Genomic DNA, 13069 nt, shown 5'->3' on the forward strand with positions numbered 1-13069 from the left:
CGCGATGCTGGGCTGGGATGCCACCGGGGACGCGCTGATCGCGCCCGCCGTCGCCCGCAACAAGGACGCGATCCTGGCCGTCCTGCGGCGGGTGCTGCCGGCCTCCGGCTGCGTGTTGGAGATCGCGAGCGGCTCGGGCGAGCACGCGGTGCATTTCGCGGCGGCCCTGCCCGGCCTCGACTGGCAGCCGAGCGATCCGGAGCCGGCGGCCCTGCGCAGCATCGCGGCGCATGCCCGCCGCGCGGCGCTGCCCAACTTGCGGCCGCCGCTTGCCCTCGACGTGCGGGCGGCGGACTGGCCGGTGACGGAGGCCGCCGCGATGCTGGCGATCAACATGATCCACATCGCCCCGTGGACGGCCACGGACGCCCTGATCGACGCCGCCGCGCGCCTGTTGCCGCCGGAGGGCCCCCTGATCCTCTACGGTCCCTTCACGATCGGCGGCGCCCACACCGCGCCGAGCAACGCGGCCTTCGACGCGAGCCTGCGGGCCCGCGATCCCGCCTGGGGCGTGCGCGACGTGGAGGCGGTGGCCGCGGTCGCACGCACGCGGGGACTGTGCCTCGTCGAGCGCGTCGCGATGCCCGCCAACAACCTGATTCTGGTGTTCCGCGCCCGCGCAAGGCCAACCGGTTAGACCGTCTGCTGCGGCGGGCGACACCGGCCCGTCGCGGAATTTGCCGAAGGAGACGGTGCCGTGATCCGATTCGGACATTCGTACCCCTTCCCGTCGCGCATGCCGTTGCCCACCCTCTCGGGCCGGTATCGCCCCCGCGGGGGTGCGGGCCGAGAGGTTCCGGCGTGACGACGGCAACGGATTGCTCATGATGAGGCGGCAATCCCTGCACCGGATCGTGCGTCATCGGGATCGGCAGAGGGGAAGCAGCGTGGCGGGTCTGCACAAGATCGTGGTGGTGGGCGGCGGTGCCGCGGGGCTTGAGCTGGTGACGAAGCTTGGCGACCGCTACGGCAAGCGCAAGGAAGCGGAGATCACGCTGATCGATCGCTCCCGCACGCATATCTGGAAGCCGCTGCTGCACGAGGTGGCGGCGGGCAGCATGGATGTGGGGCACCATGCGGTCGATTACCTGCACCACGCTCATGCGCATCACTTCCGCTACCGCATCGGCGAGATGACCGGGCTCGACCGCGACCGGCAGGTGGTGCGGCTCGCCGCGAGCCACGACGCGGAGGGGCGCGAGGTGACGCCCGCGCGCGAGATCCCCTACGACACCCTGATCATCGCGATCGGCAGCGCCAGCAACGATTTCGGCACGCCCGGCGTGAAGGAGCACGCCATCGCCCTCGACACGCCGGATCAGGCCCAGCGCTTCCACCGCCGGCTGATCAACGCGATGATCCGCGCCCACGCGCAGGACGGGCCGGTGCGGCCGGGCCAACTCCACGTGGCGGTGATCGGCGCGGGCGCCACCGGCACCGAACTGGTCGCCGAGTTGCACCGGACCACCCGTGCCGTCGCAGCCACCGGCCTCGACCGGATCGACCCCGACAAGGACCTCAAGCTCACGCTGATCGAGGCGGCCGACCGCATCCTGCCGGCAGTGCCGGAGCGCCTGTCGCAGGACGTCATGGCCCTGCTCGCCGGGATCGGCGTCGAGGTGCGCACCCGCGCCCGCGTCACCGAGGTGCGCCCGGACGGCGTCCAGCTCGCGGACGGGAGCTTCATCCCGTCGGAACTCGTGGTCTGGGCCGCGGGCGTGCGGGCGCCGGACGTGCTGCGCGACCTCGGCGGGCTGGAGACCACGCGCAACAACCAGCTCGTGGTTACGCCGACGCTCCAGACCACCCGCGACCCGAACATCTTCGCCCTCGGCGACTGCGCCCACCTGATCGACGCGGCGACGCAGAAGCCGGTGCCGCCCCGCGCCCAGGCCGCCCACCAGCAGGCGACGCATCTCCTCAAGCAGATGCCGAACCGCCTCGCCGGCCAGCCCCTCGCCCCTTTCCGCTACCGGGATTTCGGCTCGCTCGTCTCCCTCGGCGAGTACACCACCGTCGGCAACCTGATGGGCTTCATCCGCGGCCGCAACGTGTTCATCGCCGGACTGTTCGCGCGGATGATGTACCAGTCGCTCTACAAGATGCATCAACGGGCGCTGCACGGGACCTGGAAGGTCGCCCTCGACACCGCGGCGCGCATGCTGACCCGACACACGGTGCCGCGGGTGAAGCTGCACTGAAGCCGCGGTTGCGCCCTGGCCGGATCGGTGCTTCCGTACCGTCCGGCCCAGACGGGCCGGGGAGGACACACGAGCGATGATCCTGGTCAGTGTGATGTATCCGGGCGGCGCCGAGCCCGCCGCCTTCGATCTCGATTACTACCTCAAGCACCACATGCCGCTCGTGCGCGAGCGCTGGTCGCCGCTGGGCTTGGAGAAGGCCGAGGTCGTGAAGGCCGCGGCGACCCCGGACGGCAGCCCGCCGCCCTTCCAGATCATCGCGCTGCTCACCTTCCGCTCGCTGGAGGATTTCCAGAAGGCGGCCGCGACGCATGGCCCGGAGATCTTCGCGGACATCCCGAACTTCACGCAAGCCAAGCCCGTGATCCAGATCAACCAGCCGCAGGCGTGGTGAGCCGCCCCGCATGATCGACATCGTCAAGGTGGTGAAGGAGCAGCACCCGGACCTCGGTCCGTATTTCGTGGTGCTGCGGCCGCTTTCGGGACTGATCGCCCCGGAAGCGCCGGACGCCTTCGCGGAGGAGGTTCAGGTCTGGGCCTCCACCGAGACGCCGAGCGCCCGCCTCGCGCTCCTCGACGTGACCTACGCGCTCTTCCCCGGCTGGCCGGAGGAGACCCGGACGCTGGAGGTGGTGTCGTTCACCGATGCCACCGAACTCGCGCGCTTCGCGGCGCGCTGGACGCACTGACCGCGGCGCGGCCCGATCCGTCCGGACACGACCAGGTACGGGATTCCCTCTTCCAAGCGGGAGAGGGGGATCGCGCGATTCCGCGCCGCGATTGATCGGGCATCGCAGGATCTTGGCGCGCGGCCCGATCAGCGCAGCGCAGCGGGAATCCAGCCGCCCCAGCTGCGGGGATGGCCGGTCTCTGTCGGCACTCGAAGCACCCCGGCCCGATGATCCGTCGACCCGGAGCAGCAATCGGGGCGAGAGCCGGCCAAGGAGGCTTGCTCCGCAAGCGCCCTCGGCGTGAGGAGCGCTGCGGATTCCATCCTCGACCGACGGACGGGCCTCGGGTGGCCCGATCCGCGACGCCCGATCACACCGCTTGACGCGGGCGCTCCGGAACCTTCTCCTCGTCCTTCTTCGGCGGGAACACGACCGGGGTCGCGGTGGCGGCGAAGGGCGGGGCCGAGGTGTCGAGGCCGTTGCCGGCCGGGCGTGGGGCGGGCTTCTCCTCCTTCGCCGTCACGCTCGGCGCGGGCAGCGGGCCCGGCTCGGCGGGGAGCGCCGTCTCCTTCGCCGTCTCCTCCGGCGGAACGTCGCGGCTCGACCGGCCGAGCAGCTCCGGCGGGGTCTGCCACACGAAGGCGTCGAGCCGGCCGCTCACCGGGGAGATCGGCATCCAGCGCTCCGTGACGATCCCGTCCGCGCACCACGCCGGGTCGCGGGGCGCGTGGGTGGCGCGGGCGAGCCATTCGCGGGCCCGTCCCGAGCCGTGGCCGTGCTCGGCCTCCTCGATCTCGGCCATCGTCAGGTAGACGCGCTGCGTCGGGTTGTCCGCGAGGAGCGGGCTCAGCACGTCCCGGGCGCGGCCGAACTCGCGCGCCTCCAGGGCCGCGCGGGCGATGGCGAAGCGGGCTTCCGGATGCCAGGACGACAGCCGGGCCAGGGTCTCGGCGCGGGCGAGCCGGTCGCGGCTCGAATCGCCCGTTCGGAGGTCGAGGTAGACGCGGGCGAGATCGGGATGCGGATTGGCCTTCCAGGCCGCCTCCACCACGCGGGCCGCGCGCTTGAGGTCCCCGCGGCGGGCGAACAGCCGCCCGGCCACGGCGGCGGCCGGCACGAGATCGGGGGCGAGCTTGACCGCCTCCCGCGCCTGGGCGAGCGCCCGTTCCGGATCGCCCGCTTCGAGTTCGAGCGCGCTCGCGGTGAGCAGCACCGCCCGTTGGCGGCGGGCCGCCGCCTTGTCGGCGATGCCGAGGGAGGCGCGCCGCGACACCGTGTCGAGGGCGCTCGACCAGTCGCGGTCGGCGCATTGCGCTTCGAGCACCGCCTCGTTCGCCCAGGACACGCCGGGGGCGAGCCGCGCCGCCTCGGCGGCGTAGGCCCGGGCCGTCGCCTCGTCGCCCTGGCGGCGTGCCTCCACGAACAGGCCGCGCAGGCCGAGCACCCGGGTCTCGGGCTCGTCGGTCATGCGGCGGAAGGCGCTCTCCGCCCCGGCCCGGTCGCCGGAGATCTGCGCCGCCTGCGCGGTCAGCAGCAGGGCGAGCGGCTCGTCGCCGAGCAGGCGCTGGGCCTCGCCGGCATGGCGCCGGGCGGCGGCCGGATCACCCGAGCCCACCGCCACCATGCCGCGCGACAGGGCCTCGTAGCCGCGGGCCCGGCGGCGCGCCCGGTTGCCGACGCGCAGGCGGTGCGGGAAGTGCAGGATGCCGCGGGCGAAGGCCCAGATGAAGCCGAGCACCACGGAGAGGATCAGTACGCCGACCAGAGCCGCCGCGAGGCTGGTCGCCACCTCGTAGCCGCCCCAGGTCACGGTGACGATGCCCGGATGATCCGCGAGCCAGACCGCCCCGTAGGCGGCGATGGCCAGGAGGGCCAGGAAGGCGAGTGCGCGCCACATCGGTTCTTTCACTCCTCAGGTCCGCGCTGGGCCGCGCGGCGGGACGAGAGCGCCCCTTGGATCCCTCGGCAGAATTGCGTGAGGCAATTCTGCTGTCGCTTCTGATGCCGAACGTCGGCGCGGCCGTGCGGGGCGCACCCTGCCGCACCGCGCCGGCCGGGCGGGACCGGTGCACGGCCCCTGCCCGAAAGACCGGGCCTTCGTCCCCGTTCCTCAGCGCGCCGCGCCGGACACGGCGGCGAAGGAGGCCGCGAGCCGCGTCCGCGCCGCCTCGCCGGCGGCGGCCCGCGCCTTGAGCCTCTCGCCGAAGGACGCGGCCTCCTTGCGGGCCGCCTCCGGCATGGCGTCGAAGGCGGCCACCGCCTCGGCAAGGGCGCCGCGATCGAGGGCGTCCTGCACCTTCGCCACCGCCGCCTCGGTCGGATCGCCGCCCGCGGCCGGACCCGCAGCCGCTCCGCCCTCGTCGGCCTTGCGCACCGAGACGATCGATCCGGCCATGCTAGCGAGACGGTCGGTGATGCTGCCGCGCTCGGCCAGGGCCCGCTGCTGGGCCGCCTTCACGCCGGCGACGATCTTCGCCCCGACCGGCTGGAACTCCCGCGACAGGGCGGCGGCCGTCGGCGCGCCGTTCGCCGCGAAGGGTTCGAGCGGCGCGAGCGAGGGGCCGTCGTTCGGCCCCAGCTGCTTGAGCGCCGCCAGGGCATCCGCGTAGGGCGCGCCGGAGGCGAGCGCCGCGGCGATGCGGTCCGTCGCGACGAGGCGCAGGCCCGCCTGGAGCGCCCCGGCCTCGGCGCGGCCGGCCACCTCGCGGGCGAGGTCGGCCAGACGCTGCTCCTGCGCCTTGCCGCGCGCGTCGAAGGCCTGCTGAAGCTGGTCGAGGCGGCCGGCCAGGGCCTTGTCCGTCTCCTGCTCGGCCGCGAGGCGCCGGCCGAGATCGGCCTGAAGCATCTTCAGGCCGGAATCGAGCCCATCGAGACGCGCGCGCAGCTCGCTCGTATCGGCCTTGCCCTGGAGGCTCGCGAGGGACTGGGCGAGGCCGTCGACCTTCTGGCGCAGCTCGGGATTGTCGCTTCGCCCCTGGAGGTCGGCGATGCGCTTGTCGAGGGCGTCGAGCCGCGCCTGGAGGGGCTCGCCGGCGGCCGGAGCGGCGGGGGCGGCACCCGGCGCCGCGGCCGGGGCGGCCTGGGTTCGCCGGAGCGCCTCGGCGGCCCGGTCGGACGCGGCCTTGGCCGCCGCATCGGCGCCGCGCACGGCCTCGGGCAGCGGACGCAGGGCCGATTCCGTCGCGGCGAGGCGGCGGTCGAGGGCCTGCACGCTGTCGCGGGTCGCCAGATCGGCGAGGCGCTGGTCGAGATTCGCCGCCGGATCGGCGGGCTTCGGCAGCAGGCCGTAGGCCGGACCGTAGGTCTGGACCCCGTAGAGGAGGCCCGCGCCGATCACGCCGCCGAGCAGCGACGCGGCGAGGACGGAGCCGAACCCGGCCCCGGAGCGCGTGGGCGGCGCAGCGACGGGCGTGGGCCCGCCCGCCGGGCCGGAGCCCGGCACCGAGGTGGGACGCGGCGGCGTCACCGGGGCGGCGCTCTTCGGGGGCTCCGATTTCGGAGGCTCCGTCTTGGGCGGCTCCGTCTTGGACACGCCCGGCTTCGCATCGCTCTTGAGCAGATCGACCTTGGCAGGCTCCACCTTGGCGGGGTCGGGCTTGCCCGGCTCGAACTCTGGCCGGCTCGACCTTGCCGGGCTCAAACTTGCCGGGTTCGGGCTTCCCTGCCGTGACGGCGGCGGCCGGCCCCGTCTTCGGCACCGACGAGGGCGCAGCGCCGGGCGCGGCCGGGGCGCCTGGCTTGGCGGCACCCGGCGCGGGGGCAGTCGTCGGGGTGGCGGGCGCGGATCCGGGCTTCGCGGCGCCAACGGGGGCGGCGGCCGGTCCCGGCTCCTTCCCGGTACCGGGCGCGCCTGCGGCGGCAGGCTTCGGCGGCTCGCCGGGCCTCGGCGGCGTCGCGCCGCCCGGCTGGGTGCCCGGTCCCGGCTTCGGCGGAGTCGTCGCGGAGGGCGCGGGACCCGCCGGCTTCCCGGGGATGGTGGCGCCCGACGCTGCGGGCTTCGGGGGCTCGCCCGGCTTCGTCGGCGCGGCGGGAGACGGCCCCTTGCCGGGGGGCTCGTTCACGCGGGTGGCCTTCAGGTCGATGATCGGGCCGTCCGCCGGGTTGGGGCCGCGACCGCCGGGTCGGTTGCGGGAATCCTGGGGGTCCTTGTCGGATGGGGTCACGGCCGAAGATCCTCACGACTTGAAGCGGAACGTGAACGAGGGACCGCCCGCCGGCTGCCTCGTTCGCCGATGACGCGGCCTTGCGAGGGGCCGGCGCCGACCGCGGCTGATCTGGTGCGCCGTCCTTAGCACCGCTTCGCGTCCAGGCGCGAGCCTCCTCGCATGGGCAAGGCCGGGCTCAGGGCGGCGAGCAGCGCGTCCTCGGTCGGCTGGGCTGCGACGACATGGGACAGGATGCCCGCCCCGACCAGGGGCGCCGCGCAATCCTCCGACAGGCAGAGATGCGCGAGCCGCGCGAAGGCCGCGTCCCGGCCGGCGGCGCGGGCGAGCCCCAGGGCGGTGGCGGCGCTGCGGCGGGAATAATGCAGCGCCGCGTCGAGGCTCGCCTCGCCGAGGGCCAAGCTCACCGCCTCCGGCAGGACCGGGACCGGCCGGGCCGCATAGGCGACCCAGGCGGCGACCGCGAAACCCGCCGCGGCGAGCGCGGCGGCGGGCTCCGCCTTGCGCTCCTTGCCCGCCGCGTGGAGCAGGCGGGCGCCCGCCGGCAGCGCGGCGGCAACGAGCCGGGCGAGCGCGGCCGCATCGCCCTCCCCCTGGCGCACGTCGGAGAGCCCCGCTGCGCGCGCCGCGGCGGCGGTGCGGGCACCGACGCAGAAGGCCGGACTCCGGGTGAGCCCGGCGGCCGCCACGGCCGGCACCGCGTTGGCGCTCGTCAGGATGAGGGCGTCGAAAGGCCCGTCGGGCGGGGGAGCGTGGCTCGGGGCGAGGTCGAGCACCGGCGCGAGGAGCGGCGCATGGCCGAGACCCGCCAGACGCGCCGCCGTGCGGGCGCCGGCCGGCAGCGGGCGCGCGACCCAAACCCGCAGGGGCGTCCGTTCCAGCCTCAGCGTGTCGCCACTCACGCCGCCTCCCATCTTTGCGGGGCGCATCCCCCGGGTTATCTGAGCCTCAAGCATACCGGGCCCGGCGCTCCGCGCCATCATCCCTTACGCCTGCCTCGCGAGCGCCACCACGATGAACGTCCTCGGCATCGAGACCACCTGCGACGAGACGGCCGCCGCGATCGTGTCCGCCGCGGATGACGGGCGCGGCACCATCCGCGCCAACGAGGTGCTGAGCCAGATCGCCGAGCACGCCGCCTACGGGGGCGTGGTGCCGGAGATCGCGGCGCGGGCCCATGTCGAGGTGCTCGACCGCCTGATCGCCCGCGCCCTGAACGAGGCCGGCCTCGCCTTCGACGACCTCGACGGGATCGCGGTGGCCGCGGGGCCGGGCCTGATCGGCGGGGTGCTGGTGGGGCTCGTCACCGCCAAGACCCTCGCGCTCGTCACCCGCAAGCCGCTCCTCGCCATCAACCACCTGGAGGCGCACGCCCTCACCGCCCGGCTCACGGACGGGGTCGGCTTTCCCTACCTGCTCCTCCTCGCCTCGGGCGGGCACACGCAGCTCGTCGCCGTGAAGGGCGTGGGCGAGTATGTCCGCCTCGGCACCACCATCGACGACGCCATCGGCGAGGCCTTCGACAAGGTGGCGAAGCTTCTCGGTCTCGCCTATCCGGGCGGGCCCGAGGTGGAGCGCGCCGCCGAGAGCGGCAATCCCGAGCGCTTCGCCCTGCCCCGCCCGATGCTCGGCCGGCGCGAGCCGAACTTCTCGCTCTCCGGGCTGAAGACCGCCCTGCGGCTGGAGGCCGAGCGCATCGCGCCCCTCACCGGCCAGGACGTGGCGGATCTCTGCGCGAGCTTCCAGGCCGCCATCGTGGACGTGGTGGTGGACCGGGTCCGGGTGGCCCTGCGGACCTTCGGCGACGTGGCCGGGCACCCGACCGCCCTGGTCGCGGCCGGCGGCGTCGCGGCGAACGGTGCCCTGCGCCGGGCGCTGACCCAGCTCGCGGGCGAGGCCGGGCTGCCCCTGGTGGCGCCGCCGCTGCCGCTCTGCGGCGACAACGGCGCGATGATCGCCTGGGCCGGGCTGGAACGCCTGCGGCTCGGCCTCGTCGACGACATCACCGCCCCTGCGCGGCCCCGCTGGCCCTTCGCCGAGGCGCTGCCCGCGAGCGCCGGATGAGCGCCGTCCGGCAGGAGGCGATGGCGGGCGGGGCCGCGGCGGCGGAGGCCGCGGCCGTGCAGCGCCGCTGGCGCGCCCTGGTGGACGAGCGGCTGCCTGAGGCCGCGGCCCATCGCGGCTGGCCCGTGCGGCTCAACCACTGCTTCGCCCGCATCCTCCTCGACAATGCCTGCGGCGGGCCCTGGCGCGAGAGCGTGGCGCCCCCCGCCTGGGTGAACATGCCGCCGGCGCGCCTCGCCGCGGCGCTCGCCCTCGGCGAGGCGGTGCTGGCGGGCGAGGCGGACCTCGCGGAGCTGAACCGGCGCTCGCTGTCCTGGCGCGGCAAGCTGCGCCGCGCCGCGCCGCCGCCGGAACTGGCGGGGCCGGGTTTCCGCCTGCGGCGCTGGCGGCGCGCGGACGATGCGCCCTTCGCAGCCCTCAACGCCGATCCGGAGGTGATGCGGTTCTTCCCCTCCCTGAAGAACCGGCGCGAGAGCGAGGCCGAGGCGCGCACCCTCGACCGGCGCTTCGAGCAGGACGGCTTCGGCCCCTGGGCGCTGGAGGCGGAGGGGGTCTTCGTCGGCTTCGTGGGGTGCTGGCGTCCGGTGCGGCCCTTGCCCTTCGCGACGGTGCCGGGCAGCGTCGTGGAGATCGGCTGGCGGCTCGCCCGCGCGGCCTGGGGGCGCGGCCTCGCCACCCGCGCGGCCCGTCTCGCCCTCGCCGATGCGTTCGGGCGCTGCGGCCTGACCGAGATCGTGGCCTATACGGCGGTGCTGAACCGCGCCTCGCAGCGGGTGATGGAACGGCTGGGCATGGAGCGGATCGAGGAATTCCTGCATCCGGCCCTCGCCGAGGGCGATCCGCTGCGGCCGCACGTGCTCTACCGGCTCGGCGCGGCCACCTTCACGGGAGATCACCGATGACCCGGCCGGTCGCGGTCGTCGGCGGTGGCTCCTGGGGCACGGCGCTCGCCAATGCGGCCGCCATGGCGGCCCCGCGGGAAGTCGTGCTGTGGCTGCGCGACCCCGCTTCCGCGCGAGCGATGGCGGAGGCGCGCGAGAACGCCCGCTACCTGCCTGGCGTCCCGCTGCATCCCGGCGTGCGGCCGACCGCCGACGCGGCGGCCCTGCGGGACGCCGAAGCGGTGCTGCTCGTCACCCCGGCGCAAACCTTGCGGGGCGTCCTGACCGGCCTGCGCGACGCCCTCGACCCGGCCGCGGCCCTGATCCTGTGCGCCAAGGGCATCGAGCGCGGCACCGACGCGTTCCTCACCGACGTCGCGGCGGAGGTCGCGCCGGGGGCCGCTCTGGCGGTGCTCTCGGGCCCGAGCTTCGCCGCGGACGTGGCCCGCGGACTGCCGACGGCCGTGACCCTCGCGGCGCCGGAGCCGGGTCTCGCGGCGGCGCTCGCCGCGTCCCTGTCGGGGCCGAGCCTGCGCGTCTATCACGGCACCGACATGCGCGGGGTCGAGATCGGCGGGGCGGCCAAGAACGTGCTCGCCATCGCCTGCGGGGCCGTGATCGGCCGCGGCCTGGGCGAGAGCGCCCGGGCGGCCCTCGTCGCCCGCAGCTTCGCGGAGCTGCGCCGCTTCGCGCGGGCCTACGGCGCGCGTCCGGAGACGCTGATGGGCCTCTCCGGCCTCGGCGATCTCGTCCTCACGGCGGCCTCGCCGCAATCCCGCAACTTCGCCTTCGGCGAGCGGCTGGGGCGGGGTGCGACGCCGCTGGAGGCCGCTTGCGGCAAGCTCGCGGAGGGTGCGCTCACCGCCGCGGCGCTGGTGGGCTTGGCCCGCCGCCGGGGCGTCGAGATGCCGGTCGCCGAGGCCGTCGCGGGCGTGGTGGCGGGCGATCTCAGCCTGGACGACGCGATCATGGGGCTGCTCAGCCGCCCGCTGCGGGCGGAGGACGAGCCGGCCGGTTGAGACGGCTTCGGCGGGAAGCGCTCTCGTGCCGGGCAGGCCGGCGCAGCCCGGCGGCGTTCCACCGGGGCAGGATACCGCGCCGCATGCAGGTCTCCTGACATTCATCATTGTCGCCCGGGCGATCGACTGAGAATCTGGCGGCCGGCCGACCCGAATCCTGGAGGCTCGGATGACCAGCCCTGTCATGCGCCGTCGACGCTCTCTCGGGTATGCCTGCCTGATCACCGCGGCGATGAGCGGATCGGTCCTCGCGGGCGCTGCGGCGGCGTGCCCGCTCGGCAGCCATCACGGCCCGCGCGCCCGGCTCCTGCACAGCCTGGCCCAGACCGGCCGGACCGCCGCCGGTGCGCCGATGACGACGGCGCAGGCCGGGCATGCCCCGCATCCGGTTCCGCCGGCCCGCAACGAACTCGGGTCCTACAACCGCGACCTGCCGCGGGGTGCGGCGGCGCCGACGAGCACGCAACCCCCGCCGCTCCACGACGATCTCGGCCAGCTCACCTGGGCGGCGGCCCGCCCCGCTCATCCGCAGGCGCGCGCCTATTTCGATCAGGGCTACCGGTTCGCCTGGGCCTTCAACCACGCCGAGGCGGCGCGGGCCTTCCGGGCCGCGCAGGATCTCGACCCGAGCTGCGCCATGTGCTTCTGGGGCGAGGCCTGGGTGCTCGGCCCCCACATCAACTTCCCGCTCGAGGCGGATGCGAATGCCAGGGCGCTCGCCGCCCTGGCGGCGGCCGAGCGCCTCGCCCCCTCGGCGCCGCCGCTTCAGGCGGACCTCGTCGGGGCGCTCTCCCGCCGCTACGCGCGTGACGGGACTGCGGATCGCAAGGCGCTCGACCAAGCCTATGCGGACGCCATGACGGCGGTGCAGGCCAAGTTCCCGGACAGCCCGGACGTGGCGCTGCTGACCGCCGACGCCCTGATGAACCTGAGCCCTTGGGATTACTGGTCCGACGGGGGACGGACCCCGAAGGGCGAGACCGCGCGGATGATCGAACTCATCGAAGGCGTGCTCGGCGACAGGACAGTGGGCAGCCTCGTTCCCGCCCCCGATCATCCCGGCGCCATCCACCTGTACATTCACGTGGTCGAGGCGTCCGACCGTCCCGAGCGGGCGGCACCGCACGCGCAGCGCCTCGCCGCGCTGATGCCCGGGGCCGGCCACCTCGTGCACATGCCGAGCCACATCTGGTACCGGGTGGGACGCTGGCGCGAGAGCCTGGACGCCAACGTGCAGGCGGCGGCCGTGGATGAGGCGCTGGTTCGGCAGGGCGGGGCGAGCCTGCTCTATGCGGAGGCCTATTACGCCCACAACGTCCATTTCGTGCTCGCCTCCGCGCTGATGGGCGGCGACGGGCGGACGGCGGTGGCCGCCGCGGAGAAGCTCGCCGGGATAGTCTCGGACCGCACGAAGCGCGAGGTGCCGTGGACGCAGCCGATCGCGGCCGCCCCCTACAGCGCCCATGCGCGCTTCTCCTCGCCCGACACCGTGCTGGCCCTGCCCGCCCCCGATGCGGACTTCCCGTTCGTCCGCGCCACCTGGCATTACGCGCGCGGCGTCGCCCTGGCGCGGCTCGGGCGGGCCGACGCGGCGAGGGCCGAGGTGGCGGCCATCGACCAGCTCGCGCGAAGGCCGGAGATCGCGGCGCTCGCGGCGGCCGGCGTGCCGGGTGCCGACGTCCTCACAATCGCCGGCAAGGTGATCGAGGCACGCACGGCCCGGATTGCGGGCGACCCTGCCGCCGCAGCCACCCTGTTCGCACAGGCCGCGGAGATCCAGGACCGCCTGCCCTACATGGAGCCGCCGTTCTGGGATTACCCGGTCCACCAGTCGCTCGGCGCGGCCCTGCTCGCCCAGGGCCGGCTCGCCGAGGCGGAGGCCGCCTTCCGCACGGCGCTGGAGCGGGCGCCGAACAACGGCTGGGCCGCGGCCGGATTGCTCCGGGCCGCGGAGGCGCGCGGCGATCCCGGGGGGATCGAGGCTGCGAAGATGCTGATGAGGGCCAATTGGTTCGGGGACGCGACTCCGCCGCTCGACCAGCTCTGACCGGCAGCCGGCGCAGGTCCTCC

At 75.0% G+C, this 13069-nt stretch carries 11 protein-coding genes; 8 read left to right on the forward strand and 3 right to left on the reverse strand.

What is annotated here, in order from left to right; translation table 11 throughout:
* Positions 1–4: 4 nt before the first annotated feature.
* The 4 genes from ACE101_RS06980 to ACE101_RS06995 all read left to right on the forward strand — a co-directional run bounded on the left by ACE101_RS06980 (position 5) and on the right by ACE101_RS06995 (position 2890).
* A complete protein-coding gene (locus ACE101_RS06980) occupies positions 5–637 on the forward strand; it encodes a DUF938 domain-containing protein (protein WP_379127161.1) in 633 nt (210 codons plus the stop codon).
* Between the two features lie 190 nt (positions 638–827).
* Positions 828–2201 carry an NAD(P)/FAD-dependent oxidoreductase gene (locus ACE101_RS06985; RefSeq protein ID WP_379127164.1) on the forward strand — a complete coding sequence of 458 codons (1374 nt, stop codon included), beginning with the start codon at positions 828–830 and terminating at the stop codon, positions 2199–2201.
* A gap of 76 nt (positions 2202–2277) precedes the next feature.
* The gene (locus ACE101_RS06990; protein WP_379127166.1) at positions 2278–2595 is read left to right on the forward strand and encodes an EthD family reductase; all 318 of its coding nucleotides are present in this window, start codon (positions 2278–2280) and stop codon (positions 2593–2595) included.
* A gap of 10 nt (positions 2596–2605) precedes the next feature.
* Positions 2606–2890, forward strand: a complete 285-nt coding sequence (locus ACE101_RS06995; protein ID WP_379127169.1) for a hypothetical protein — start codon at positions 2606–2608, stop codon at positions 2888–2890.
* Between the two features lie 352 nt (positions 2891–3242).
* Here ACE101_RS06995 and ACE101_RS07000 read toward each other — a convergent pair whose 3' ends face one another.
* From ACE101_RS07000 to ACE101_RS07010, 3 genes are all read right to left on the reverse strand, one after another.
* On the reverse strand, positions 3243–4769 hold the full coding sequence (locus ACE101_RS07000; protein ID WP_379127172.1) for a heme biosynthesis protein HemY: 1527 nt from the start codon (positions 4767–4769) through the stop codon (positions 3243–3245).
* A gap of 213 nt (positions 4770–4982) precedes the next feature.
* Positions 4983–6452 carry a COG4223 family protein gene (locus tag ACE101_RS07005; RefSeq protein WP_379127174.1) on the reverse strand — a complete coding sequence of 490 codons (1470 nt, stop codon included), beginning with the start codon at positions 6450–6452 and terminating at the stop codon, positions 4983–4985.
* Between the two features lie 708 nt (positions 6453–7160).
* Complete coding sequence (locus tag ACE101_RS07010) at positions 7161–7949, reverse strand: uroporphyrinogen-III synthase (protein ID WP_379138513.1); 789 nt, start codon at positions 7947–7949, stop codon at positions 7161–7163.
* Positions 7950–8049: 100 nt separating this feature from the next.
* On the opposite strand from ACE101_RS07010, the gene tsaD reads away from it, so the two are divergent.
* From tsaD to ACE101_RS07030, 4 genes are all read left to right on the forward strand, one after another.
* Positions 8050–9099, forward strand: a complete 1050-nt coding sequence (tsaD, locus tag ACE101_RS07015) for a tRNA (adenosine(37)-N6)-threonylcarbamoyltransferase complex transferase subunit TsaD (protein ID WP_379127177.1) — start codon at positions 8050–8052, stop codon at positions 9097–9099.
* Positions 9096–10001, forward strand: a complete 906-nt coding sequence (locus tag ACE101_RS07020; protein ID WP_379127180.1) for a GNAT family N-acetyltransferase — start codon at positions 9096–9098, stop codon at positions 9999–10001. Before tsaD ends, ACE101_RS07020 begins: the two co-directional genes overlap by 4 nt.
* On the forward strand, positions 9998–10999 hold the full coding sequence (locus ACE101_RS07025; RefSeq protein WP_379127183.1) for an NAD(P)H-dependent glycerol-3-phosphate dehydrogenase: 1002 nt from the start codon (positions 9998–10000) through the stop codon (positions 10997–10999). Before ACE101_RS07020 ends, ACE101_RS07025 begins: the two co-directional genes overlap by 4 nt.
* Positions 11000–11231: 232 nt before the next feature.
* Positions 11232–13046 (forward strand): tetratricopeptide repeat protein, encoded by a 1815-nt coding sequence (locus ACE101_RS07030; RefSeq protein ID WP_379127186.1) that lies wholly within the window; start codon positions 11232–11234, stop codon positions 13044–13046.
* The last annotated feature ends 23 nt before the right edge of the window (positions 13047–13069 follow it).

The organism is Methylobacterium carpenticola (assembly GCF_042748905.1).
Classification (GTDB): domain Bacteria; phylum Pseudomonadota; class Alphaproteobacteria; order Rhizobiales; family Beijerinckiaceae; genus Methylobacterium; species Methylobacterium carpenticola.

Coding starts and splice junctions, on each gene's coding strand:
- ACE101_RS06980 (WP_379127161.1), top strand. CDS start 5: ATGCTGGGCTGGGATGCCACCGGGGACGCGCTGATCGCGCCCGCCGTC.
- ACE101_RS06985 (WP_379127164.1), top strand. CDS start 828: ATGAGGCGGCAATCCCTGCACCGGATCGTGCGTCATCGGGATCGGCAG.
- ACE101_RS06990 (WP_379127166.1), top strand. CDS start 2,278: ATGATCCTGGTCAGTGTGATGTATCCGGGCGGCGCCGAGCCCGCCGCC.
- ACE101_RS06995 (WP_379127169.1), top strand. CDS start 2,606: ATGATCGACATCGTCAAGGTGGTGAAGGAGCAGCACCCGGACCTCGGT.
- ACE101_RS07000 (WP_379127172.1), bottom strand. CDS start 4,769: ATGTGGCGCGCACTCGCCTTCCTGGCCCTCCTGGCCATCGCCGCCTAC.
- ACE101_RS07010 (WP_379138513.1), bottom strand. CDS start 7,949: ATGGGAGGCGGCGTGAGTGGCGACACGCTGAGGCTGGAACGGACGCCC.
- tsaD (WP_379127177.1), top strand. CDS start 8,050: ATGAACGTCCTCGGCATCGAGACCACCTGCGACGAGACGGCCGCCGCG.
- ACE101_RS07020 (WP_379127180.1), top strand. CDS start 9,096: ATGAGCGCCGTCCGGCAGGAGGCGATGGCGGGCGGGGCCGCGGCGGCG.
- ACE101_RS07025 (WP_379127183.1), top strand. CDS start 9,998: ATGACCCGGCCGGTCGCGGTCGTCGGCGGTGGCTCCTGGGGCACGGCG.
- ACE101_RS07030 (WP_379127186.1), top strand. CDS start 11,232: ATGAGCGGATCGGTCCTCGCGGGCGCTGCGGCGGCGTGCCCGCTCGGC.